This window comes from Streptomyces sp. NPDC058646, from assembly GCF_042716875.1.
In the GTDB taxonomy this organism is placed as follows: Bacteria; Actinomycetota; Actinomycetes; order Streptomycetales; family Streptomycetaceae; genus Streptomyces.
Map to the genome: position 1 here is coordinate 12,367 of NZ_JBHXRK010000035.1, position 20,562 is coordinate 32,928.

General features: G+C 71.3%; 23 protein-coding genes. 4 read left to right on the forward strand and 19 right to left on the reverse strand.

Annotated features, from left to right (window positions below):
• Positions 1-25: 25 nt before the first annotated feature.
• A complete protein-coding gene (locus ACFWUZ_RS31605) occupies positions 26-874 on the reverse strand; it encodes a polysaccharide deacetylase family protein (RefSeq protein WP_384380586.1) in 849 nt (282 codons plus the stop codon).
• Positions 875-1,107: 233 nt separating this feature from the next.
• On the reverse strand, positions 1,108-2,736 hold the full coding sequence (locus ACFWUZ_RS31610) for an MDR family MFS transporter (RefSeq protein ID WP_384380589.1): 1,629 nt from the start codon (positions 2,734-2,736) through the stop codon (positions 1,108-1,110).
• A gap of 122 nt (positions 2,737-2,858) precedes the next feature.
• Here ACFWUZ_RS31610 and ACFWUZ_RS31615 point away from each other — a divergent pair, with 122 nt between their 5' ends.
• Positions 2,859-3,440 carry a TetR/AcrR family transcriptional regulator gene (locus ACFWUZ_RS31615; RefSeq protein ID WP_384380592.1) on the forward strand — a complete coding sequence of 194 codons (582 nt, stop codon included), beginning with the start codon at positions 2,859-2,861 and terminating at the stop codon, positions 3,438-3,440.
• Positions 3,441-3,497: 57 nt separating this feature from the next.
• Here ACFWUZ_RS31615 and ACFWUZ_RS31620 read toward each other — a convergent pair whose 3' ends face one another.
• The gene (locus tag ACFWUZ_RS31620; RefSeq protein WP_384380595.1) at positions 3,498-3,923 is read right to left on the reverse strand and encodes a nuclear transport factor 2 family protein; all 426 of its coding nucleotides are present in this window, start codon (positions 3,921-3,923) and stop codon (positions 3,498-3,500) included.
• Between the two features lie 96 nt (positions 3,924-4,019).
• Between ACFWUZ_RS31620 and ACFWUZ_RS31625 the strand changes: the two genes are divergently transcribed.
• Positions 4,020-4,565, forward strand: coding sequence for a TetR/AcrR family transcriptional regulator (locus ACFWUZ_RS31625; RefSeq protein ID WP_384380598.1), 546 nt, complete (start codon positions 4,020-4,022; stop codon positions 4,563-4,565).
• Here the strand turns inward: ACFWUZ_RS31625 and ACFWUZ_RS31630 are convergent.
• The 14 genes from ACFWUZ_RS31630 to ACFWUZ_RS31695 form a co-directional block, all read right to left on the reverse strand.
• On the reverse strand, positions 4,540-5,175 hold the full coding sequence (locus ACFWUZ_RS31630) for an OmpA family protein (RefSeq protein WP_384380601.1): 636 nt from the start codon (positions 5,173-5,175) through the stop codon (positions 4,540-4,542). The two genes, ACFWUZ_RS31625 and ACFWUZ_RS31630, sit on opposite strands and share 26 nt — an antisense overlap.
• A gap of 4 nt (positions 5,176-5,179) precedes the next feature.
• Positions 5,180-5,767, reverse strand: a complete 588-nt coding sequence (locus tag ACFWUZ_RS31635) for a hypothetical protein (RefSeq protein WP_384380604.1) — start codon at positions 5,765-5,767, stop codon at positions 5,180-5,182.
• A 31-nt stretch (positions 5,768-5,798) separates the two neighbouring features.
• The gene (locus ACFWUZ_RS31640; RefSeq protein ID WP_384380607.1) at positions 5,799-6,449 is read right to left on the reverse strand and encodes a pilus assembly protein TadG-related protein; all 651 of its coding nucleotides are present in this window, start codon (positions 6,447-6,449) and stop codon (positions 5,799-5,801) included.
• Positions 6,449-6,694, reverse strand: coding sequence for a hypothetical protein (locus ACFWUZ_RS31645; RefSeq protein ID WP_384380611.1), 246 nt, complete (start codon positions 6,692-6,694; stop codon positions 6,449-6,451). Before ACFWUZ_RS31645 ends, ACFWUZ_RS31640 begins: the two co-directional genes overlap by 1 nt.
• Before the next feature lie 110 nt (positions 6,695-6,804).
• Positions 6,805-7,488, reverse strand: coding sequence for a response regulator (locus ACFWUZ_RS31650; protein ID WP_384380613.1), 684 nt, complete (start codon positions 7,486-7,488; stop codon positions 6,805-6,807).
• Positions 7,488-8,777 (reverse strand): sensor histidine kinase, encoded by a 1,290-nt coding sequence (locus tag ACFWUZ_RS31655; RefSeq protein ID WP_384380616.1) that lies wholly within the window; start codon positions 8,775-8,777, stop codon positions 7,488-7,490. Before ACFWUZ_RS31655 ends, ACFWUZ_RS31650 begins: the two co-directional genes overlap by 1 nt.
• Positions 8,778-8,780: 3 nt before the next feature.
• Entirely contained in the window at positions 8,781-9,674 is an 894-nt protein-coding gene (locus tag ACFWUZ_RS31660) for a DUF5936 domain-containing protein (protein WP_384380619.1), read from the reverse strand.
• Positions 9,675-9,687: 13 nt separating this feature from the next.
• Positions 9,688-10,626, reverse strand: a complete 939-nt coding sequence (locus tag ACFWUZ_RS31665) for a type II secretion system F family protein (protein WP_384380622.1) — start codon at positions 10,624-10,626, stop codon at positions 9,688-9,690.
• Positions 10,623-11,969, reverse strand: coding sequence for a CpaF family protein (locus ACFWUZ_RS31670; protein ID WP_384380625.1), 1,347 nt, complete (start codon positions 11,967-11,969; stop codon positions 10,623-10,625). Before ACFWUZ_RS31670 ends, ACFWUZ_RS31665 begins: the two co-directional genes overlap by 4 nt.
• Positions 11,966-12,334, reverse strand: a complete 369-nt coding sequence (locus ACFWUZ_RS31675; protein ID WP_384380628.1) for a TadE/TadG family type IV pilus assembly protein — start codon at positions 12,332-12,334, stop codon at positions 11,966-11,968. Before ACFWUZ_RS31675 ends, ACFWUZ_RS31670 begins: the two co-directional genes overlap by 4 nt.
• A 1-nt stretch (position 12,335) precedes the next feature.
• On the reverse strand, positions 12,336-12,665 hold the full coding sequence (locus ACFWUZ_RS31680) for a TadE/TadG family type IV pilus assembly protein (RefSeq protein WP_384380631.1): 330 nt from the start codon (positions 12,663-12,665) through the stop codon (positions 12,336-12,338).
• A gap of 54 nt (positions 12,666-12,719) precedes the next feature.
• Entirely contained in the window at positions 12,720-14,030 is a 1,311-nt protein-coding gene (locus tag ACFWUZ_RS31685) for a CpaE family protein (RefSeq protein WP_384380634.1), read from the reverse strand.
• Between the two features lie 11 nt (positions 14,031-14,041).
• Positions 14,042-14,743 (reverse strand): Flp pilus assembly protein CpaB, encoded by a 702-nt coding sequence (cpaB, locus tag ACFWUZ_RS31690; RefSeq protein ID WP_384380637.1) that lies wholly within the window; start codon positions 14,741-14,743, stop codon positions 14,042-14,044.
• 8 nt (positions 14,744-14,751) lie between these two features.
• The gene (locus ACFWUZ_RS31695; RefSeq protein ID WP_384380640.1) at positions 14,752-15,726 is read right to left on the reverse strand and encodes a hypothetical protein; all 975 of its coding nucleotides are present in this window, start codon (positions 15,724-15,726) and stop codon (positions 14,752-14,754) included.
• A 406-nt stretch (positions 15,727-16,132) separates the two neighbouring features.
• Here ACFWUZ_RS31695 and ACFWUZ_RS31700 point away from each other — a divergent pair, with 406 nt between their 5' ends.
• Positions 16,133-17,827: a chitinase gene (locus tag ACFWUZ_RS31700; RefSeq protein WP_384380643.1), complete on the forward strand. Its 1,695-nt coding sequence runs from the start codon at positions 16,133-16,135 to the stop codon at positions 17,825-17,827.
• Between the two features lie 128 nt (positions 17,828-17,955).
• The gene (locus ACFWUZ_RS31705) at positions 17,956-19,293 is read left to right on the forward strand and encodes a M14 family metallopeptidase (RefSeq protein WP_384380647.1); all 1,338 of its coding nucleotides are present in this window, start codon (positions 17,956-17,958) and stop codon (positions 19,291-19,293) included.
• 56 nt (positions 19,294-19,349) lie between these two features.
• Here ACFWUZ_RS31705 and ACFWUZ_RS31710 read toward each other — a convergent pair whose 3' ends face one another.
• Positions 19,350-19,760 carry a RidA family protein gene (locus ACFWUZ_RS31710; RefSeq protein ID WP_384380651.1) on the reverse strand — a complete coding sequence of 137 codons (411 nt, stop codon included), beginning with the start codon at positions 19,758-19,760 and terminating at the stop codon, positions 19,350-19,352.
• Positions 19,757-20,524: an IclR family transcriptional regulator gene (locus tag ACFWUZ_RS31715; RefSeq protein WP_384380654.1), complete on the reverse strand. Its 768-nt coding sequence runs from the start codon at positions 20,522-20,524 to the stop codon at positions 19,757-19,759. Before ACFWUZ_RS31715 ends, ACFWUZ_RS31710 begins: the two co-directional genes overlap by 4 nt.
• Between the last annotated feature and the right edge of the window lie 38 nt (positions 20,525-20,562).

Consider the following 20,562-nt stretch of genomic DNA (forward strand, 5'->3'; position numbering starts at 1 on the left):
CCGCCGGACGGCGTGTCAGGCCGGTTCAGGAGGGGTCGGGGGCGGTGCGCACCGGGAATCCGGTCGGCCTGCCCTCTTCCTTCAGCCAGGCCAGCACCTGGTCGAGCGCCTCGACGGTCTGCGCGCGGTTGCCGCCGCCGTCGTGGAAGAGCACCGTCGGGCCGTCGGGGAGCTCGCGCTTGACCGCGTCGACGATGGCGGCGACGCCCGGCTTGCCGAAGTCCTTGGTGTCGACGTTCCAGCCGAGGGGCCGCATGCCGTGGGCGGCGGCTATGCGGCGGCTGTCGGGGGTGAACGCCCCGCCGGGGGCCCGGTAGTACTCGACCTTCGCCCCGCTGCCCGCCGCCTCCTCGATCAGCTTCTTCGCGTCGAGGATCTGCTGCTCCTGGTAGGCCACGGGCTTCTTGTCCATGGCGGTGTCGTGGTCCATGGTGTGGTCGCAGAGCCGGTGACCGGCGGCGACGACCTGCTCGACGAGGTCGGGGTGGGCCTTGGCCTGCGGCCCGACCATGCAGAAGGCGGCCTTCACGTCGTACTTGGCGAGCACCTCCAGCACCTTCGGGGTCCACCGGGGGTCGGGGCCGTCGTCGATCGTGATGTTCACGGCGTCCGCGCCGCTCTCCGACGCGTGGGCTATGCCTTCGGGTATCCGCGCGCCCGCCCGCTGCCCCCGGGGGCCCGCGGCGCCGGTGTCCTGTTCGCGGGACACGTTCTGGTGCGGGGCGTCGTGGGGCGGGTCCACGAGGGTGGTCACCGCCCAGATCGTCGCCGCCACGGCCGCGGCCGATGCGATGACGGCCGCGCGGGCCAGAACCCCCTGCGTCCTCGTCCGCGGCGCGCTCGCCGGGTCCGTCGCGTTCTGCTGCTTGTCCATGTCGGGCGTCCACTTCCCATCCGCCTGGTGAGCGTTCTGTGCATCAGGACGTCCGTCGCCGTGAAGGGGTTGCCCCCAATTCCCCCATAAGTTCCACATAATGGGACTTAGGTCCTTGATCGTCCCAAATTCCTGCCCACGGGGAGCCGGGCGAAACGGTGCTCCCGCAGCAGAGCCCGGCCCCGGTGGAGGGATCCACCGGGGCCGGGCTCCTGCGTCCGTAGGGGTTCGCGTCAGTGGGCGACGGACTCCCGGGGCGCCGGGGCGGACGCGTCGCCCTTGCCGTCGCCGTCGCCGCTGTGACCACTCTCACCGTCGGCCGGGGCCGGGACCGAGCCGCGCAGCGGGACCTCCTTGACGAACCAGGCGGCCAGGAAGCCCAGGAGGGCGATGGCGGCGCCGAGCACGAAGGCGGAGTGCGTACCGGCGGCCACCGCGTACTGGTACGCCTCGCGCACCGCTTCGGGCAGCTTGGCCAGGCTCGCGGCGTCCAGCTGGGCGGAGCCCGCGGCGCCGGCGGCCTCCGGGCCGAGCCGGTCGGACATGGTGCGGGTGACCTCGGAGGTGAAGAGCGAGCCCATCAGGGCGACGCCGAAGGAGCCGCCGAGCGTACGGAAGAGGGTCGCGGAGGAGGACGCGACACCCATGTCCTTCATGTCGACGCTGTTCTGGGCGACCAGCATCGTGATCTGCATCAGGAAGCCGAGACCGGCACCGAGGACGGCCATGTACACGCCGGAGACCAGGCGCGAGGTACCGGTGTCCATCGTCGCGAGCAGGAACAGCCCGACGACCATCAGCGCGCCACCGAGGATCGGGTACAGCTTGTACTTGCCGTTGCTGGTGGTGGCCCGGCCCACGACCAGCGAGATCACCATCATGGACAGCAGCATCGGCAGGAGCAGCAGGCCCGAGTTGGTGGCGGAGGCACCCTGCACCGACTGCTGGAACAGCGGCAGGTAGACGACGCCGCCGAACATGGCGAAGCCGACCAGGAAGCCGATCACGGCCATGAGGCTGAAGTTGCGGCTGCGGAAGATGTGCAGCGGCATGACCGGCTCGGCGGCCTTGGTCTCGACGTAGAGGAACCCGGCGGTCGACACCACGCCGACGGCGATCAGCCCGGAGATCTCGGCGGAGGCCCAGGCGTACTCGGTGCCGCCCCAGGTCGTGACGAGGACGGTGGAGGTGATGGCGACGGTGAGGAGGGCCGCCCCGAGGTAGTCGATCTTCGGGCGGGTCCGGTCCGTCCGCTTCGGCAGGTGCAGTACGGCGGTGACCATGGCCAGCGCCACCGCGCCGAGGGGGAGGTTGATGTAGAAGGACCAGCGCCAGCCCCAGTGGTCGGTGATGGTGCCGCCGACCAGCGGGCCGCCGATCATGGCGAGCGCCATCACGCCGGCCATCATGCCCTGGTACTTGCCGCGCTCGCGGGGCGGGATCAGGTCGCCGATGATCGCCATGACGCCGACCATCAGACCGCCGGCGCCGAGGCCCTGGACCGCGCGGAAGCCGATCAGCTGGCCCATGTCCTGGGCCATGCCGCTGAGCGCGGAGCCGATGAGGAAGATGACGATCGAGGTGAGGAAGGAGCTCTTGCGCCCGTACAGGTCGCCGATCTTGCCCCAGATCGGCGTGGAGGCCGCGGTGGCCAGCGTGTAGGCGGTGACCACCCAGGAGAGGTGCTCCAGGCCGCCGAGCTCGCCGACGATCGTGGGCATGGCGGTGCCGATGATCATGTTGTCGAGCATGGCCAGCAGCATCGCGATCATGAGCGCCATGAGCACGACCCGCACGCTGCGCGGCTTCGCCTCCACGTCCACCTCCCCCGAGGTCTTCGCCGTGTTGACCGTCTCGCCCATGTCCACTCCCCTGGCACGTCTTCCTGCACCGGCACTTACTTGCCGACCGGCTAGTTCACTACACTGGGGGACGGTAGACCCGTAACTAGCCGGGCGTCAAGTAAGTAATTCTGAGGAGAACCATGCCCAGCAACGGTCCGCAGCAGCGTCGCGGCAACACGCGTCAGCGCATCCAGGACATCGCGCTGGAGCTCTTCGCCGAGCAGGGTTACGAGAAGACGTCGCTGCGCGAGATCGCGGAGCGGCTGGAGGTCACGAAGGCGGCGCTGTACTACCACTTCAAGACCAAGGAAGACATCATCATCAGCCTCTTCGAGGACCTGACCCGGCCCATCGACGAGCTGATCGCCTGGGCGGAGGAGCAGCCGAGCTCCCTGGAGACCAAGCAGGAGGTCCTGCGGCGCTACAGCGAGGCGATGGCGGCGGGCGCCTCGCTGTACCGCTTCATGCAGGAGAACCAGGCGACGATGCGCGAGCTCAGCATCGGCGAGACCGTCAAGAAGCGGCTGTTCCGCCTGGTGGAGCTGTTGCGGACGACCGACGGCCCGCTGACGGACCAGGTCCGCTGCGTCAGCGCCCTCTTCACGCTGCACGCCGGAATGATGTTCCTCCAGCACGTGGAGGGCGACCCCGAGGAGACCCGCCAGGCCGCCCTGGCCGTCGCCATCGACCTGATCACCCAGGCCCACCACGAGCAGCCCTGACCGGCGGACCGACGGAAGGGGCCGCGCCCGCGGCTCGCCGGCCGGGCCGCCCGGCCGCTACCCGCGCAGGCGCCGCTCCGCCTCCTCGATCGGCACGTCGTTGATGCTGGCCTCGCGGCGGGACATCAGGCCGTCCGCGTCGAACTCCCACTGCTCGTTGCCGTGGCTGCGCCACCACTGGCCGGCGGTGTCGTGCCACTCGTACTCGAAGCGGACGGAGATGCGGTTGCCGGTGCAGGCCCAGAGTTCCTTGCGCAGGCGGTAGTCGAGCTCGCGCTCCCACTTCTCGGCGAGGAAGGCCCGGATCTCGGCGCGGCCGGTGAGGAAGCGGTCGCGGTTGCGCCACTGCGAGTCCTCCGTGTACGCGAGGGCGACGCGTGCGGGGTCGCGACTGTTCCAGGCGTCCTCGGCGGCCTGCACCTTGACCCGCGCGGACTCTTCGGTGAAGGGGGGCACGGGCGGTCGTACGGCGGTGGCGGTCATGACGACAACCCTCCTGACGGTGATGAGAGAACGAACGTTCTCACTCTAGAGAACGCCCGTTCTCCCCGCAAGGCGGAGCTGGTCTACGCTGCCCTCATGGACGACGAAGAGGCCCGCACCCGACTCCTGGACGCGGCGGAGGCACTGTTCTACGCCGACGGCATCCAAGCCGTCGGCATGGACCGCATCCGCACCGAGTCGGGGGTCCCCCTGAAACGGCTCTACAGGCTCTTCCCCGCGAAGGAATCCCTGGTCACGGCCTACCTCCAGCGCCGCGACCGGCGCTGGACGAACAGCCTGCGCGATGCGGTGGCCGACGCTCCCGACCCGGTCGCGGCCGTCTTCGACTGGCTGGCGGCCTGGTTCTCGGAGCCGGACTTCCGGGGCTGCGCCTTCCTGAACGCCTTCGGCGAACTGGGCACCGGGCCGCAGGCGGTGCTGGACGTCGTGCGCCGCCACAAGGCGGAACTACGGGCCCTGCTGGGCGAGCTGGCCGGCCCGGGCGAGGACGCGCTGGCGGACCAGCTGATGATCCTGGTCGAGGGCGCCACGGTGGTGGCGGCCCTGGACCCCGGCCCGGAACCCGCTCACCGGGCGGGCGCGGCGGCCGCCCTGCTCATTCGCTCCCGCGCGGGAAGGTGATCTCGACGCGCCGGTTCTTCTTGCGGCCTTCCTCGGTGCTGTTGTCGGCGATCGGGTAGTCCTCGCTGTACCCGCGGACGTCGAAGACGACGCTCGGATCGGTCACGGTCTTGGCCAGCTCAGCCTGCACGGCATCGGCCCGCTGCTTGGACAGCTCCTTGCCGTGCTCGTAGCTGCCCTGGTCGTCGGTGAACCCGAAGACCCGGACACGGGTCGCCTTCTGCTGGTTCACCTCGTTGGCGATGGCCTGGATCCGGGCGGCCGCCTGCGCGTTGAAGACGGCACTGTTCTCGGGGAACAACACCTCCGACTGCAACGCCATCATGACGGTCTGATTGGTCTCCTGCCGCCGCTGCTCCCCGCCGAGGTCCTCGACGACCTCGGCGATGTCGAGGACCTTGGGGGGCTGGAGCGTCCCGCCCTGGGGGATCTTCAGGCCGGGCGAGTTCGAGTCGATGGGCACCGGCGCGGCCGCGGACGGCTCCGTGCCGGGGGGCGCGGACGGCTTGACCTCGTCGGCGTACGCCGCCGTCGCGCCGATGAGGTGGGCGCCGGCGATGACGAGGGCAGAGACCGCTGTGGCCGCTGCCGCACGGCGGCATGTTGTCATGGGGTCACCCCGAGATCTTGACGGTGGCCGTACCGAACGTGGGCAGGCTGAACTCGACCTCGGCTGTGGTGGCAGGTGGTGACGGAAACTGGGCGAAGAAGGGAATTGTCTCGCCAGCATCGACGCTGGAAACTCCCGTCGTGCACAGGCATTGCTCGCTGTCCCTCAACACGTAGTAACGCTTCTTGCCCACCTTGTCGACCATCGTCGCACCCGCTACCGATTCGCCGGTCCCGATCACTTCGTTCCCCCGCCAAGGCACAGTGTTCCTGTACGGCTGGCTGCCCGTGTTCTTGATCTGCCCGCTGATGGTCAGGTAGCCGCCCGGGTCGCGCACTGCCGAGTTGATGACCAGAGCCATTCCCGTTTCCCCATTCAGCGTGGCAATCACCTGGGTGGGCTGAGAACTCTGACCCGCACCCGGAGTCGGCTTCTGTGACACCGACCCTTGCGCCTGAGGACTCGCTGACTTCTGCGGCCCGTCCGGCTTGTTGTCGTCACCGTCACCACATCCAGCCAGTGTGAGGGCCATGACCGCCGCACTCACCACGGCCACTCCCCCACGGACCTTCACCTTGCGCCGAATGCTCATCAATGAACGTTCCCTTGTCTCTCGTTCCCTGTCAGCTGACGAGTCGCACGCTGAACAGTCTTCTGGTCAATGCGGTGATCGAACCCGGTTTGAGCGGGTCGAGCCTCAGCTGCTCTGCGCCGCAATCGAAGTTGACCGTCGATGGAACCGGCGTGGGCGTCGGCGTAGGCGTGGCACCCTCGGTCGGCGCCGTAGCCGTAGGGCGCGGGGTGGGCGCCGCCACCAGAGTGCACTTAGACTCGATCAAGGCCGTGGCCTGGGCTGTTCCATGCATGCTGTCGGTGCCCGGGATGACCGAGTCACCGACCGTCCCCTTGGTCTCGACCGTGACGGAGAACCGAGGAAGCGAGGGCACGCACGTCGCCGTGGCATCGTTCTTCGCAGCGAAGGCCTCTGCCGCCGCGCAGGCGCCGCCGACCTTGAAGAATCCGCCGTCGACGATTCTCTTCCAGTCGTCGGACGTCACCGCGGCCAGATCGAGCCCGCGGAACACCCCGTCCCGCGCTTCGCGCCCCGCCGCCAGCGCTGCAGCATCCGCTGCGCCCTGCGCATCGCTCCTGGTGACAGACGCCTGTCCCACGACGAAGAAGGCCAGCGCAGCAAAGAGCAGACCCGCCACCACGACCACGTAAAGGGGGAAGGCCTGCCCTCGGTCGAGCGAACGCTTCCTACCCGCCTGCATCAGCCTGCTTTGACATTTGCCACTGCTTCCTTGATCCGCTTGGTGATGTCGCCACCGATCCCCGATCCCACGATCGCTCCCACGATCACGATCACCACCAGGATGATTCCTAGGTACTCGAACGCGGTCTGCCCGCGGTCGAGCCCCGCGTAGCGCTTGCGGATCCGGCTTACGGCCGTGTCCACCCAGCCGTTCACCCGGATCCTCGCCTCGACGGTGGCCTTCAGCAGGGTGTGGTGTGACATGAGGGGTCCCTCCCGGACGGGTGCCGTTGTCGATTTGCGGACAGTACGGCGGGTCACCGGTCGTTACCAAGGGTCCCGGGGCCCAATTACGGACCCACTGCGCACTCCGTCTACCCATGACCGGTCACTCCTGGACGGGCGGTTCCCAGCCAGCGGGCTATGGCTTCGCTGCGGGTGGTGCTCCGGAGCTTCGCGAAGATGCGGTTGATGTGGTTCTTGACCGTCTTCTCGCTGATGAAGCAGGCGGCGGCGATCTGCTGGTTGCTCATTCCGGATGCGATCAGATCCATGATCTCCACCTCCCGGGAACTCAGACCGAACTCCATCGAGTTGTGCATCCGCTCAGAAGACTGTGCCACAACTCGTTGCGGTTGCGAAGGGGTACGGAGTTCTGCGAGGAGGGCGCTCGCCGCCGTCGGGGTGAGGTGCGGGCGGCCCTCGCGGACGTCGCGGACCGCGCGCAGCAGGTCGTCGGCGGTGAACTCGCCGTGGACCAGGTAGCCGCCCGCGCCCAGCAGCAGGGCCTCCCGGACGACGCAGGCCTCCTGGCTGTACGTCAGCATCAGTACGGGCGCCAGCCGGACCAGGTGCGGCAGCGCCGAGATGCCGTCCACGCCCGGCATGCGGACGTCCAGCAGGATCACGTCCGGGGCGTGCCGGCGGGTCAGGCTCAGGGCCTCGCGGCCGTCCGCGGCCTGGGCGACGACCTCCAGGTCGGGGGAGGTGGACAGGAGCGCGGCCAGGCCGGCCCGGACCACTGGGTTGTCGTCCGCGATCAGCACGTGGAGCGGCATCAGGGGCTCCCCTCCGGGGCGAGGGCCGCGATCAGCAGGACGAGGCGCACCCGGGTGCCGGGGCCGCTCCCGGGGCCGGAGCTGCCGGGGCGCGGGCCGATGTGGAGGGTGGCTCCGATCGCCGCGGCGCGTTCCGTCATGCCGAGCAGCCCGAAGTGGCCCTCGCGGTGCAGCGCCGGCAGGTCCGTCCCCGCTCCGGGCAGGCCGCGGCCGTCGTCCTCGACGGTCACGGTGAGGCGGGGCCCGTCGACGGCGGCCTCGACCACCACGCGCCGTGCGTCCGCGTGGCGGCGGGCGTTGTCCACGGCCTCGGAGACCACGGCGACGAGCTGCCGGGCCACCGCGGAGGGGACGGTCGGCAGGATGCCCGCCGCCCTGAACTCCACCCCCTCGGTGCAGAGCGCGCGCAGCGGCGCGGTGAGCGCGATCCCGGGGGTGTCCAGGTCGAGGTCGCGGCGGAGGTCGGTCAGCAGGGTGCGGGACTCGGCCGCCGCGCGCCGCGCCGCCCCGGCGATGAGTTCGGCCTGGCGGCGGACGGCCTCCGGGTCGGTGGTGCGGGACAGGGCGTCGGCGGCGAGGGCCAGGCCGTGCAGGGTCTTGGACACCGAGTCGTGCATCTCCCGGGCCAGGTGGTCGCGTTCGGCCCGGACCGCCTCGGTGACCGCCAGCCGGGCCCGGGCCCGGGTCAGGGCCCGGCCGGCGGCTCCGAAGCGGAAGAGAAGGTCGCGCAGGGAGGCCCCGGCCGCGCCCGCCAGCAGGCAGAGGGTGGCGAGCAGCAGCCCGTCGGCCAACAGGGCCACGGCGACCGCCTGCACGGCGGCGTACGGGGCCGAGCCGCGCCAGCCGTAGACCAGCCCGGCCAGCAGGGGGGTGCAGACGCAGACGAGGCCCAGCGGGGACTCGGGGGTCGCCGTGACCAGCAGCAGCCCGCTGAGGGCCATGTCCGGGGCCAGCAACCAGCGGTGGCGCAGCAGCAGGGGGCCGAACCGCTCCCAGTCACGGAACAGGGCGTAGGAGACGAGGACGGTGACCAGCACCGCCCCGGCCACCAGGTACGTCGGGACGCCGGGCGCCGCCCCGCCGAGGGCCGGCGGCGTACCCAGCGCGATCATGACCAGGCGGAAGGCGAAGACCTGGCGGCACAGGGCCTGGAGTGCGTTCGCCTGCAGGGTCGGTCCGGGTGCCGTGGGCGATACCCCCGGGGCCGGCCGCCGCCGGGCGGCGGCGCGCCGTGCGAAGGCTTCCCGCCCCAGGCCGGCCGGCGCCGTGGTGCCCGGTGTGGCCGCCATGGCTCACCCGCCTCCGAACAGGGCGCCGAAGTCGACGTCCGCGCCGTAGACGAAGCCGCAGACGAGCAGGATGAGCGTGCCCGGCAGCATGAACATGGTGACGGCGAAGGTGGCCTTCGGCACGGCTCGCGCCGCACGCCGGCGGGCGTTCTGGGCGTCCGTGCGCCGCATGTCCTCGGCGATCGCGATGAGGGTCTCCACGATCGGGGAGCCCAGCTCCTCGCCCTGCTGGAGGGCGGTGACGAACTGGGCGACCTGCTCCGAGTCGTTGCGCCGCCGCAGCTCGTCGAAGGCCTGGCGGCGGCTGACGCCCATGTCCATCTGCTGCAGGGTGATGCGGACCTCGTCGGACCAGGGGCCCTCGTACTTGTCGGCCACCCGGTCGAGGGCCTGCCGGAAGCCGAGCCCCGCGCTGACCACGACGGCCAGCACGTCCAGGAAGTCCGGGAGGGTGCGCTCGATGTGGTCCCGGCGCACCCGGATCGCCGACCACAGGCCGGCCTCGATCCAGAACAGGCCGAAGGCGACCATCAGCAGGGCGGGGACGAGCTGCCCGTTGATCAGCATCGAGAAGGCGCCGAGCGCGCCGAGGAACCCGTACACGGCGCGGCGCGCCGCGTAGCGGTCGATGGTCAGGCCGGCGGGGTTGCCCGCCATGTCGATCTGGCGGCGTTTGCGCGCGACCTGGTGCGGTCCCATCAGGCGCAGGACCAGCGGGGCCCAGCGGATGCCCAGGCGGTCGACGAGGGAGCCGACCGCGGTGGTGCGCGTGGCGCCGACCTCCAGGGCGAGGGCGAGGTCCGTGGGCAGTTTCACGTCGGCGCGGTAGAGGCGGATGCCGTGGAAGGCTCCGAGCACCGACAGGGCGGCGACGAGGGCGAGGAGGAGTTCGGTCATCGGTCCGGCCCCCTCACACGTCGATCTTCGAGAGGCGGCGGATGAGCAGGAAGCCCAGGGTGAACAGGCCGAGCGAGATCAGGACGGCGGTCTGCCCGATGAAGGCGCCCGTCATCCGGTCCAGGGCGCCCGGCATCATCACGTCCACCAGCAGCAGGGAGCCCAGGCCCATGGCCGGGACCAGGTAGGCGGTCACCGTGACCTGGGACAGCTGGGTACGGATCTCACGGCGGGTCTCCTTGCGCTGTTCCAGGGTGACCGTGAGGTTGCGCAGGCTGTCGACGATGGCACCGCCCGCCCGGGCCGACAGGACGAGGGTGGAGACCAGGACGACGAGTTCGCGGGAGGGCAGCCGTTCGGTGAGCTCGCCGAGGGACTCCTCGATGGAGTGGCCGACGGCGAGCCGGTCGGCGACGCGGGCGAGTTCCTCGCCCGCCGGGGCCTCCAGCTCCTCGGCCGCGATCCCGATGGCCGTGCGCAGGGCGAGCCCGGCCTGGGTGGCGTTGGCGAGGATGCGGGCCAGTTCGGGCAGCTGGTTGATGAACCGCTCCGTACGGCGCGTGCGCTGCCAGTTGAGGAAGGCGTCGGCCGCCCAGACGCCGATCGCGCCCGCCACCGGGCCGAAGAACGGGGCGAGGAAGGATGCGGCGACCAGCCACACCCCGGCGATGCCGGCCAGCATGGCGACGAAGAACTCGCCGGGTGTGAGGTCCAGGCCGGTCGTCGCCAGCTTCCGCTCGATCCGCCGTCCCAGGGCGGTCCTGCGCAGCCGGCGGTCCACTGCGGGGAAGCGGCGGTGGCGGCCCGCGGGTGGAGGGGCGCCGCTCGCCGAGAGGCGTTCGACGAGGGCGGCGCGCTGGGCCCGGCCGGCGGAGTACGCGTGCACGCCGAGGACGACGAGCAGGCAGGCCAGGAGGGTGGCGCCGAGGGTCAGGAGGACGATTGGGTTCACAGGACGGTCCGGGTGATGCGGGTGGCCAGGGGGTCGTCGGGCGGGGCGACACCGAAGGCCTGCGGGATCGGCTGGTTGTTCATGTAAAGGCGTTCGGCGATGCGGCGCGGCAGCGGGTAGTACTCGAAGGAGCCGTGCACGCGCCCGTCCGGCCCCATGGGCTGGGCGGCGAACCGGCAGACGGTGGTGATCCGGAAGGGTTCGCGGCCGTGCGATTCGAGGATGGAGATCTCGGTGACGCGGCGCGAGCCGTCGCCGAAGCGGGTCAGCTGGACGACGACGTTGACGGCGCTGTTGATCTGGTCCTGGAGCGCCTCGAAGGGGACTTCCACCTCCGACATCGAGGCGAGGGTCTGGAGGCGCATCAGGGCGTCCTCCGCGCTGTTGGCGTGGACGGTGGCCAGTGAGCCGTCGTGGCCGGTGGACATGGCCTGGAGCATGTCGAGGGTCTCGCCGCCGCGGACCTCGCCGACGATGATGCGGTCGGGGCGCATGCGCAGGGAGTTGCGGACGAGGTCGCGGATGGTGATCTGGCCCTTGCCCTCGACGTTTGCCGGGCGGGATTCCAGGCGGATGACGTGGGCCTGCTGGAGCTGGAGTTCCGCCGAGTCCTCGATGGTGATGATCCGTTCGCCCTCCGGGATCAGTCCGGAGAGGGCGTTGAGGAGGGTGGTCTTGCCGGTGCCCGTGGCCCCGGAGACGATCACGTTCATCTTCGCCTGGACCAGCCCCGACAGCAGGAGCAGCATCTGCTCGTCGAGCGAGCCGAGGGCGATCATCTCGTGCAGGGTGAAGGCGCGCGGGAAGCGGCGGATCGTGAGCGTGGCGCCGGTCAGCGACAGCGGAGGGATGATGACGTTGACGCGCTCACCGCTGGGCAGGCGGGCGTCGACCATCGGATTGGCCTCGTCCACGCGGCGGTTGACGGTGGAGACGATGCGTTCGATGGTCTGCATCAGCTGCTCGTGCGAGGCGAAGCGCAGGGGCAGCTGCTCGACCCGGCCGGCCCGTTCGACGAAGATCTGGTCGGGCCCGTTGACCATGATCTCGGAGATCGAGGCGTCTTCGAGGAGCGGCTCGAGCACGCCGAGGCCCAGGGCCTCGTCGACGACGCGGCGGATCAGCTGGGCCCGCTCGACGGTGGACAGGACGGGGCCCTCGCGGCTGATGATGTGGCCGAGCACCCGCTCCAGCCGGGCCCGCCTCTCGGCGGGCGCGAGCGCGGACATCTCGGCGAGGTCGATCTCCTCCAGCAGCTTGGCGCGGTAGGAGGAGACCAGCCGGCCGTCCTCGCGCGGGTTGTGCCGGTCGTCGGGGGTGCTGACCCGGGAACGCAGGCTCATGGTCCGGTCACCTTCGGGTCGTCGTTGGGCATGACAGCGGTGGCCACCGCGGCCTCCAGGTCGAGCCCGGGCACGATGGCCTTGATCTCGATCCTCGCCACCGCGGTCACGGCGTCGTCGTCCTTGGTCACCGTGACCTGCGCGCCGAGGCCCGGCTTGACGGCGGCCCGGCCCGCCGCCTCGCCCCCGCTGCCCTTGCGGGCCTCGACGCGGGCGGCCGTACGCGCGGCCGTGTCGGCCTGTTCGTGGACGTACGCGACCCAGCCCAGCTGGATCCCGCACAGCGCGACGAACAGCAGGATCGGCACGAAGCCGATGTACTCGATCGCCACCTGGCCCCGGTCGGAGCGCATCCGCCCGTTCACGTCACTCCGCCTCCTTCTCCGTCGCCGCGCCGCCCGTGCCCTCGATCGAACCGAAGTCGAGCGAGGGGTGCAGGACGGGGATGCCGAGCTTGACGGTCGCCTTGTAGACGTCGCCCTGCCCGGTGCAGATCACCTGGATTCCCCAGGCCTCCCCGATGTGCTCGCGGGCCGCCGCCGCGCACGCGCCGGCCCCCTCCACCGCTCCCGCCCGGGCCGCCTCGTCGGCGGCGTTGCCCGCCAGGGAGAACGCGTACCCGATCAGTACGCACTGCCACACCGCGGCCACGAGCAGCAGGATCAGCGGCACCGTGCCGACGAACTCGACCGCCACCTGGCCGCGGTCCCCCCGGGCACCGCGGGGGCGTCCGCGTGCCGCCGGCACCGGTCAGCCCTCCCGGCCGCGGCGCAGCCGGGCCACCGGGCCGGACACGCGCAGGGCCAGGGAGGTCCCGGAGCTCCCCGGGCCGGCCGGGCCCGGGGAGCCCAGGGCCTTCGGGGAGCCGTGGGCGCCCGCCGGGGTCTCCGGGGCGGACAGGAGCCCGAGTTCGCCCGCCAGGGTCCACAGGGCCTGCTTCACCGTGGAGCGGTTGTCCAGGTCCTGGACCCGGCCGGCGTCGACCACCGCCTGGAGTTCCTTGAAGGCGGCCGGGACGGGGGTGCGGGTGGCGCGGGTCTTGGTGATCTTCTCGATCAGGGCGGGCTGGATCTCGGTGTGCTTGCTCCAGCGGTTGACGACCATCGCGGTGTCCTCCGCCTTGCGGACCTGGAGCCGCTCCCACATGCGGACCATCCGCTTCGCGGCCCGCACGGCGACCACGTCCGGGGTGGTCACCAGGACCGCCACGTCCGCCATCTCCACGGCGGCGGCGTTCGCACCGGTCACCTGGGTCCCGCAGTCGATGACGACGAGTTCGTAGCGGCTGCGCAGCGCCCCGAGGATGTGGCGGGCGGCCCGGTCGTCGACCTCCTCGCCGCGTTCGCCGTCGGCCGGGGCCAGCAGCAGGGCGAGGCCCGTCCGGTCGTCGTAGACGGCGTCCTGGAGGACCCGGGGGGAGATGTCCTGGATCCCGGCCAGGTCGGCGATGGAGCGCCGGAACTGCACGTCGAGGTACGAGCCGACGTCACCGGCCTGGAGGTCCATGTCGACCAGTGCGGTACGCCGTCCCGAGGCGGCCGCGGCCAGCGCGAACTGGACGGCGGTGAAGGTGGTGCCCACGCCGCCCTTGGCGCCGGCGACGGTGACCACGCGGCCGCCCGGGCCGGTGAACACGCCGGCCCCGCCGCCCAGGTGGCGGCGTACGCCCACGGCCCACTGGGCGGCGGCCTGGACGCGGGCGGCGACCTCCTCGTAGGCGAGGGGGAGGCCGATCAGACCGCGTGCGCCCGCGTCCATCGCGGCGGAGAAGAGGGCGGGTCCGGCGTCGGAGGAGAGCAGGACCACGCCCACCGCGGGGAAGCGCAGGGCCACTTCGCGGATGAGATCCAGGGCGGGGACCGGACCGATGCGCTCGTGGACGAGGACGACCTCGGGGAGCTCGTCGACGGATTCGGCGGCCAGCCGGGCGAGGGTGTCCAGCAGGGTGGTGGAGTCGGGTACGGACAGGGCCGGTTCGGCGGCGGGGAGCTGGCTGAGGAGGGTGGCGATGGCGCGGGCGGCGTCCGGGTCGCCGGCCGCGGGGAGGATTCGGGTGGTCATCCGGGCCTGCCTCACTTGTCCCCGTCGAGGGTGTACGTACGGTCGCCCGGGCTCGGTGCGGAGTCGGTGCCGGGGGCCACCAGCGCCAGGCGCACGTGCTCCGCGAAGGACTCGGCGTAGGCGACGCGCTGGGTGTCCTTGGTGTTCAGGGCGAAGGTGATCGGTACGGCCTCGGCCGGGCCGTTGCGGTCGCTGTTCTTCTCCAGGGCCGTGAGCTTGCCGACGCCCAGGACGCGGGCGTTGGCGACGATGATCACCGAGCGGGAGGGGTCGGACTCCTTGGCTCCCTTGAAGGTGGCGATGATGTTGACCTTGGCACCCGAGGTGATCTTGCCGGCCACGCCGGTGGCGGCGTCGATCATGATGGCGATCTCCTGCTCGCCGGGCTGGAGCTGCGGCCGGTCGACGAACATGTCGGACTGGAGCAGCGAGCCCTTCTTCAGGGTGGTGAGCGCGATCTTGTCCTTGACTGCGCCGAGATCGGTGACGGCGGTCTCGGACAGCCATCGCCGCGGGACGGTGATCTCCTCGAACTGGCCGTCCGACAAGGGGCTGTACGGGGCGATGTCGCCCTTGGCCCGGTAGGCGACGACCTCGGCCCCGACCTTGGAGTTGACGTCGCCGATCACCACGAGGACGCCGGCGAAGGCCCCGAGGGCGCACAGGACCGACAGGAGCAGCAGGATGACGCCGCGGCGCTGGCGTGAGTTCATGGACCGTCTTACCTCGCCGTTCTTCGTTCGATCGTGCGTGCGGGCCGGATGGGGCGGTCGGGGCGGGACCGGGTGGCGGCCGCCCCCGTGGGGGGCGGTGGTGCGGTGAGCGGCGCGGAGCAGAAGCCGCAGCGGTCGCCGATGAGTTCGAGTCCGCACCAGCGGCAGGTGTCGCGGCGGACCGAGGCGACCAGCTGGTAGAGGACGTTCGGGTCCGGGATGCCGGCGGCGAACTCGACGAGCTTGGGGGTGCCCCACCAGGCGGCCGAGTCGGCCGGCAGCGGGTTCTCCATGACACCCTGCACCTGCCAGGCGGGGGCGAGTTCGGCCGTGACCCAGTCGGAGGCGAGCTGCCCGCGGGCGAAGGTGAGGTGGGTGGCGAACTCAGGCCCGGCCGGCAGGCCCGCGCCCGCCCCGCCCGCCCCGGCCGCGCCGCCGCCGCGCGCACCCCGGGAGCCGCGCGCGGCGGCGGCCCCGGTCAGCTTGACCAGATGCGGAGCCGGGTGGGCGAGTACGCCGAACAGCGCGCTCGGCGACCAGGAGCGGGCGTGCGCCTTGAGCCCGACCGGTACGCGGTCGAGCCGGGCGACGGAGCCCAGCAGGGCGCCCGCGTAGATGTAGTGGGACAGCAGCCGGGCCGCGGAGGCGATCACTCCGGGGCTGAAGTCGCAGACGCTGAGCTGGCGCAGCTGACGCACCAGCAGCGCGGTGCCCAGCGGCGGCAGATCGATGCCGAGGAGCGCGATCCGGTCGGTTTCCAGGATGGCCCGTACGGTGTGCAGCCGCTGCACGGTGGTGCGGGGCAGCCAGGACGGCACGAGGACCACGAGGTGGCCGTGCCCCTCCAGGAGCGCACCGGTCTCGGCGAGCGCGCCCTCCAGGTCGAGGCGCCCGGGGGGCTGCAGGACGGCGGCCCCGGGCGTGTGCCGGTCGGGGGCCGGAAGCACCAGATCGGCGCTGGTGACAGCGATGGCGGTCGGCACGCGAATCCCCCTGTTCACCCCGTACGCCACGCACGTCCGTGTGCCCGTCGCGGGCCCGCTCCGCGCCCGTCACGTGCTCGCCGCGTACGCGCACGCACTGCGTGACCGCAAACGCCCCCGACTGCCGCCGGAAGGTACCCCGGACGTGCTCCCCTTGCTCCAGCACCATATCCGCGTCGCCCCTGGCGGGGCAGGGCCTTGGGAATTCCCGTGACACGAGCCCGGGGCACAGGTGGCGGGAAACCCGGACAACAGGGATCGGACATCCGGCCATTTCAAGCCACATTGCAAAGACCCTTGACACCAGGATTGGTCTGGACCAACTTGGCTTCGCAGGCCGCGCGTTGCCCGTCCCCACCGGGCCGGCCGCACCCCTTCCCCTTCACCTCCCCCCACCGGAGCCCACGTGAACCGCATACGCTCCCTCGCCCTCCTGGGCGCCGCCACCCTCGCCGCCGGCGGCCTGACCGCCCTCACCACGGGCACCGCCCGGGCCGCGGACATCGACGTCGTCCGCAACGGGGGCTTCGAGTCCGGGCTCTCCGCCTGGTCCTGCTCGGGCGGCAGCGGCGCCGCCGTCTCCTCCCCCGTCTTCGCCGGGGCCGGGGCCCTGAAGGCCACTCCGGCCGGTTCCGACAACGCCCGCTGCAGCCAGACCGTCACGGTCAAGCCGAACTCGACGTACACGCTGAGCACCCAGGTGCAGGGCTCGTACGTCTACCTCGGGGCGACCGGCACGGGCACGCAGGACGTCTCCACCTGGACCCCCGGCTCGGGCTCCGGCTGGCAGAAGCTGTCCACGACCTTCTCCACGGGGCCGGCCACCACGCAGGTCACGGTGTACACGCACGGCTGGTACGGCCAGCCCGCTTACACCGTCGACGAGTTCAGCGTCTTCGGCCCGGACGGCGGCGGGGGCACGGACCCCGGCCCGTCCGTCCCCGGCGCCCCGGCCGGGACCGCCGTTTCCGGCCAGAGCGCGAACGGCCTCACCCTTTCGTGGAACGCGGTGGGCTCGGTGACCGGCTACCACGTCTACCAGGACGGCGTCCGCGTCCGGAGCGTGACCTCCGCCTCCGCCCAGATCACCGGACTCGCCGCGGCCACCTCGTACTCCTTCCAGGTGAGCGCGTACAACGCGGCGGGCGAGGGGCCCCGGTCCGCCGCGGTGACGGGCACCACGACCGGCGGCGGCGACCCGAACCCGAACCCCTCGGTCCCCAAGCACGCGCTGACGGGCTACTGGCAGAACTTCGACAACGGCGCGACCGTCCAGAAGCTCTCCGACGTCTCGGCGCAGTACGACATCATCGCCGTCTCCTTCGCCGACGCCACGGCCACACCGGGCGCCATCGCCTTCAACCTCGACTCGGCGGGCCTGGGCGGTTACACGGTCCCCCAGTTCAAGGCGGACATCGCCGCGAAGAAGGCGGCCGGCAAGTCGGTCATCCTCTCAATCGGCGGCGAGAAGGGCACCATATCGGTCAACGACGCGGCCTCCGCGAACAACCTGGCGAACTCGGCGTACGCGCTGATGCAGGAGTACGGGTTCAACGGGATCGACATCGACCTGGAGAACGGGATCAACCCGACGTACATGACGCAGGCGCTGCGCTCGCTGTCCGCGAAGGCGGGCCCCTCCCTCGTCATCACCATGGCCCCGCAGACCATCGACATGCAGTCCCCGCAGGGCGGGTACTTCAAGACGGCGCTGAACATCAAGGACATCCTGACCGTCGTCAACATGCAGTACTACAACAGCGGCTCGATGAACGGCTGCGACGGCAAGGTCTACTCCCAGGGCTCGGTGGACTTCCTCACCGCGCTCGCCTGCATCCAGCTGGAAGGCGGCCTCGACCCCTCCCAGGTGGGCATCGGCGTGCCGGCCTCCCCGAGCGGCGCGGGCAGCGGCTACGTCTCGCCGACCGTCGTGAACAACGCCCTGGACTGCCTGGCGCGCGGCACGAACTGCGGGTCCTTCAAGCCCTCGAAGACCTACCCCGGGCTGCGCGGCGCGATGACCTGGTCGACCAACTGGGACGCGAAGGCGGGCCACGCTTGGTCCGACGCGGTGGGTCCCAAGGTCCACGCTCTCCCCTAGGCGGCACCTGTGGGGGTGGCCTGAATCGGTTCGGCGGGCACGAGGGGTCCTTGACCGGGACATGCCACGAGAGCACGCTGTGCGCACGTCCGCACGGCTACCCCCACACTCCCCACCCAGGAGAACGCATGCGGCTCCACACCCGCCGGAGGGCCGCCGTCACGGCGGCCCTGCTGGCACTCGCCCTCGGCGCACCCGCCTACGGAATGAGCGCGACGGCGTCGCCACCGCCCACCCCCTCCACCGCGACCCAGGACGAGGCCGTCGTCCAGTACCGGATCCACGGCCCCTCCACCGTCGCCGACCGTACGGCGCTGCTCCGCACCGGGGTCTCGATCGACGAGGTCGACGACCACACCGTCGTCGTCAGCGCCGACACCATGCAGGCCAAGGAGCTGCGCGCGCGGGGCTACCAGCTCACCGCCCTCCCCGGACCGCCCGACCGCTCCCTGCCCGGCATCGCGGCGGGCACCATGGACTTCCCCTCGGCGGACTCCAGGTACCACAACTACGCCGAGGCGAGCGCCGAGATCGACCAGCGCATCGCCCAGTACCCCGGGATCATGAGCAAGCGCGTCATCGGGAAGTCGTACCAGGGCCGTGACCTCGTGGCGATCAAGATCAGTGACAACGTCGCCACCGACGAGGCCGAACCTGAGGTGCTCTTCACCGCGCACCAGCACGCCCGCGAGCACCTGACCGTGGAAATGGCCCTCTACCTCCTGAAGGAGTTCGGCGCCAAGTACGGCACGGAGTCCCGCGTCACCAACGCGGTCAACAACCGCGAGATCTGGATCATCCCGGACCTCAACCCGGACGGCGGCGAATACGACATCGCCACCGGCTCCTACCGCTCCTGGCGCAAGAACCGCCAGCCCAACTCCGGCTCCTCCTACGTCGGCACCGACCAGAACCGGAACTGGAACTACAAGTGGGGCTGCTGCGGCGGCTCCAGCAGCAGCAAGAGCTCCGAGACCTACCGCGGCACGGCCCCCGAGTCGACGCCCGAGGTGAAGGTCGTCTCCGACTTCGTCCGCAGCCGGGTGATCGGCGGCAAGCAGCAGATCAAGGCCTCGATCGACTTCCACACCTACAGCCAGCTGGTGCTCTGGCCCTTCGGCTGGACGTACAACGACACCGCGCCCGGCCTGACCGCCGACGACCTCGCCGTGTTCAAGAAGATCGGCACGAGCATGGCGGCCAGCAACGGCTACACCCCGGAGCAGTCGAGCGACCTCTACATCACCGACGGGACGATCGACGACTGGCTGTGGGGCAGCCAGAAGATCTTCGCCTACACCTTCGAGATGTACCCGGCGAGCGCGGGCGGCGGCGGCTTCTACCCGCCCGACGAGGTGATCGACCGCGAGACCTCGCGCAACAAGGAGGCCGTGCTCCAGCTGCTGGAGAACGCGGACTGCATGTACCGCTCCATCGGCAAGGAAGCCCAGTACTGCACCGCCTGACCGCAGGACCGCCCAAGGGGCGCCCCACCGCCAGGGGGGCGCCCCGTCCGCGTGCCTCAGCCCAGGACGGCGAGGGCGTCGATCTCCACGAGCAGCCCGTCCGGCAGGCCCACGTACACGGTCGTGCGGGCGGCGGGAGCCTCCTTGAGGCCCTGCTCCTCGAAGTAGGCGTTGTAGATCCCGTTCATCTCGGCGAAGTGCGCCGTGTCCGTGAGGTAGACGCGGATCATCATCACGTCGTCCCAGCCGGCGCCACCGGCCTCCAGGACGGAGCGGACGTTCTCCAGCGTCTGCAGGGTCTGCTCGCGCAGCCCGGGCCCGGCGGGCGTGGGCGGCTGCCCCTCCACGTACGGGAGGAAGCCGACCTGGCCGGCGACCTGCAGGATGTTCCCCTTGCGCACCCCGTGCGAGAACCGCGCGGGCGGGACGGTGTGGGTGTCGGGGGTGAGGGCGGTCTTCTCGGTCATGAACCGTCTTTCTGTACGGGGCCCGGGGAGCCTGAGTACTCCCGGCTGATGGTGTCGGCGGTACGGAGCACCAGGGGCAGCAGCGCGCACAGCCCCTCGGCGGTGACGACCACGCTCGGCGCCGAGACGGACAGCGCGGCGACGACCCGCCCGTCCGGCCCGTGCACCGGGGCGCCCAGGCAGTTGACCGACTCCTCGTGCCCCCCGAGGTCCGTCGCCCAGCCCTGCTCCCTCACGAGGGCCAGCTCACGGAGGAAGGCGGCGGCGTCCGGGGTCGAGCGGGCCGTGTGGCGCGGGTACTCCAGGCGCTGCGCCAGGGCCGCGCGCTCGGGCTCCGGCAGATCGGCGAGGAGCAGCTTGGCGACGGCGGCGACGGTGAGGGCGACCGGCCTGCCGATCCGGGAGTACATGCGCACCGGGTAGCGGCTGTCGACCTTGTCGACGTACACGACCTCGTCGTCCTGGAGGAGCGCGAGGTGGACGGTGTGGCCGGTGGCCCGGTTCAGCTCGACGAGGTGCGGGTGCGCGATCTCCCGGACGTCCAGGCTCTCGACGGCCTCGGCGGCCAGCGCGAAGAGCTGCACCCCCAGCCGGTAGCGGCCGTCGGCCTGCCGGTACACGAAGCGGTGCTCGTGCAGGGTGCGCAGCAGGCGCAGCGCGGTGCTCTTGTGCACGCCGAGTTCCCCGGCCACCTCGCCGAGTCCTGCGGAGCCCTTGGCGAGCAGCGGCAGGATCGCGAGCGCCCGCTCGACGGACTGGCTCATCCCTCGTCCTCCCGTACGGTCCGGCCGGACCGGCTCCG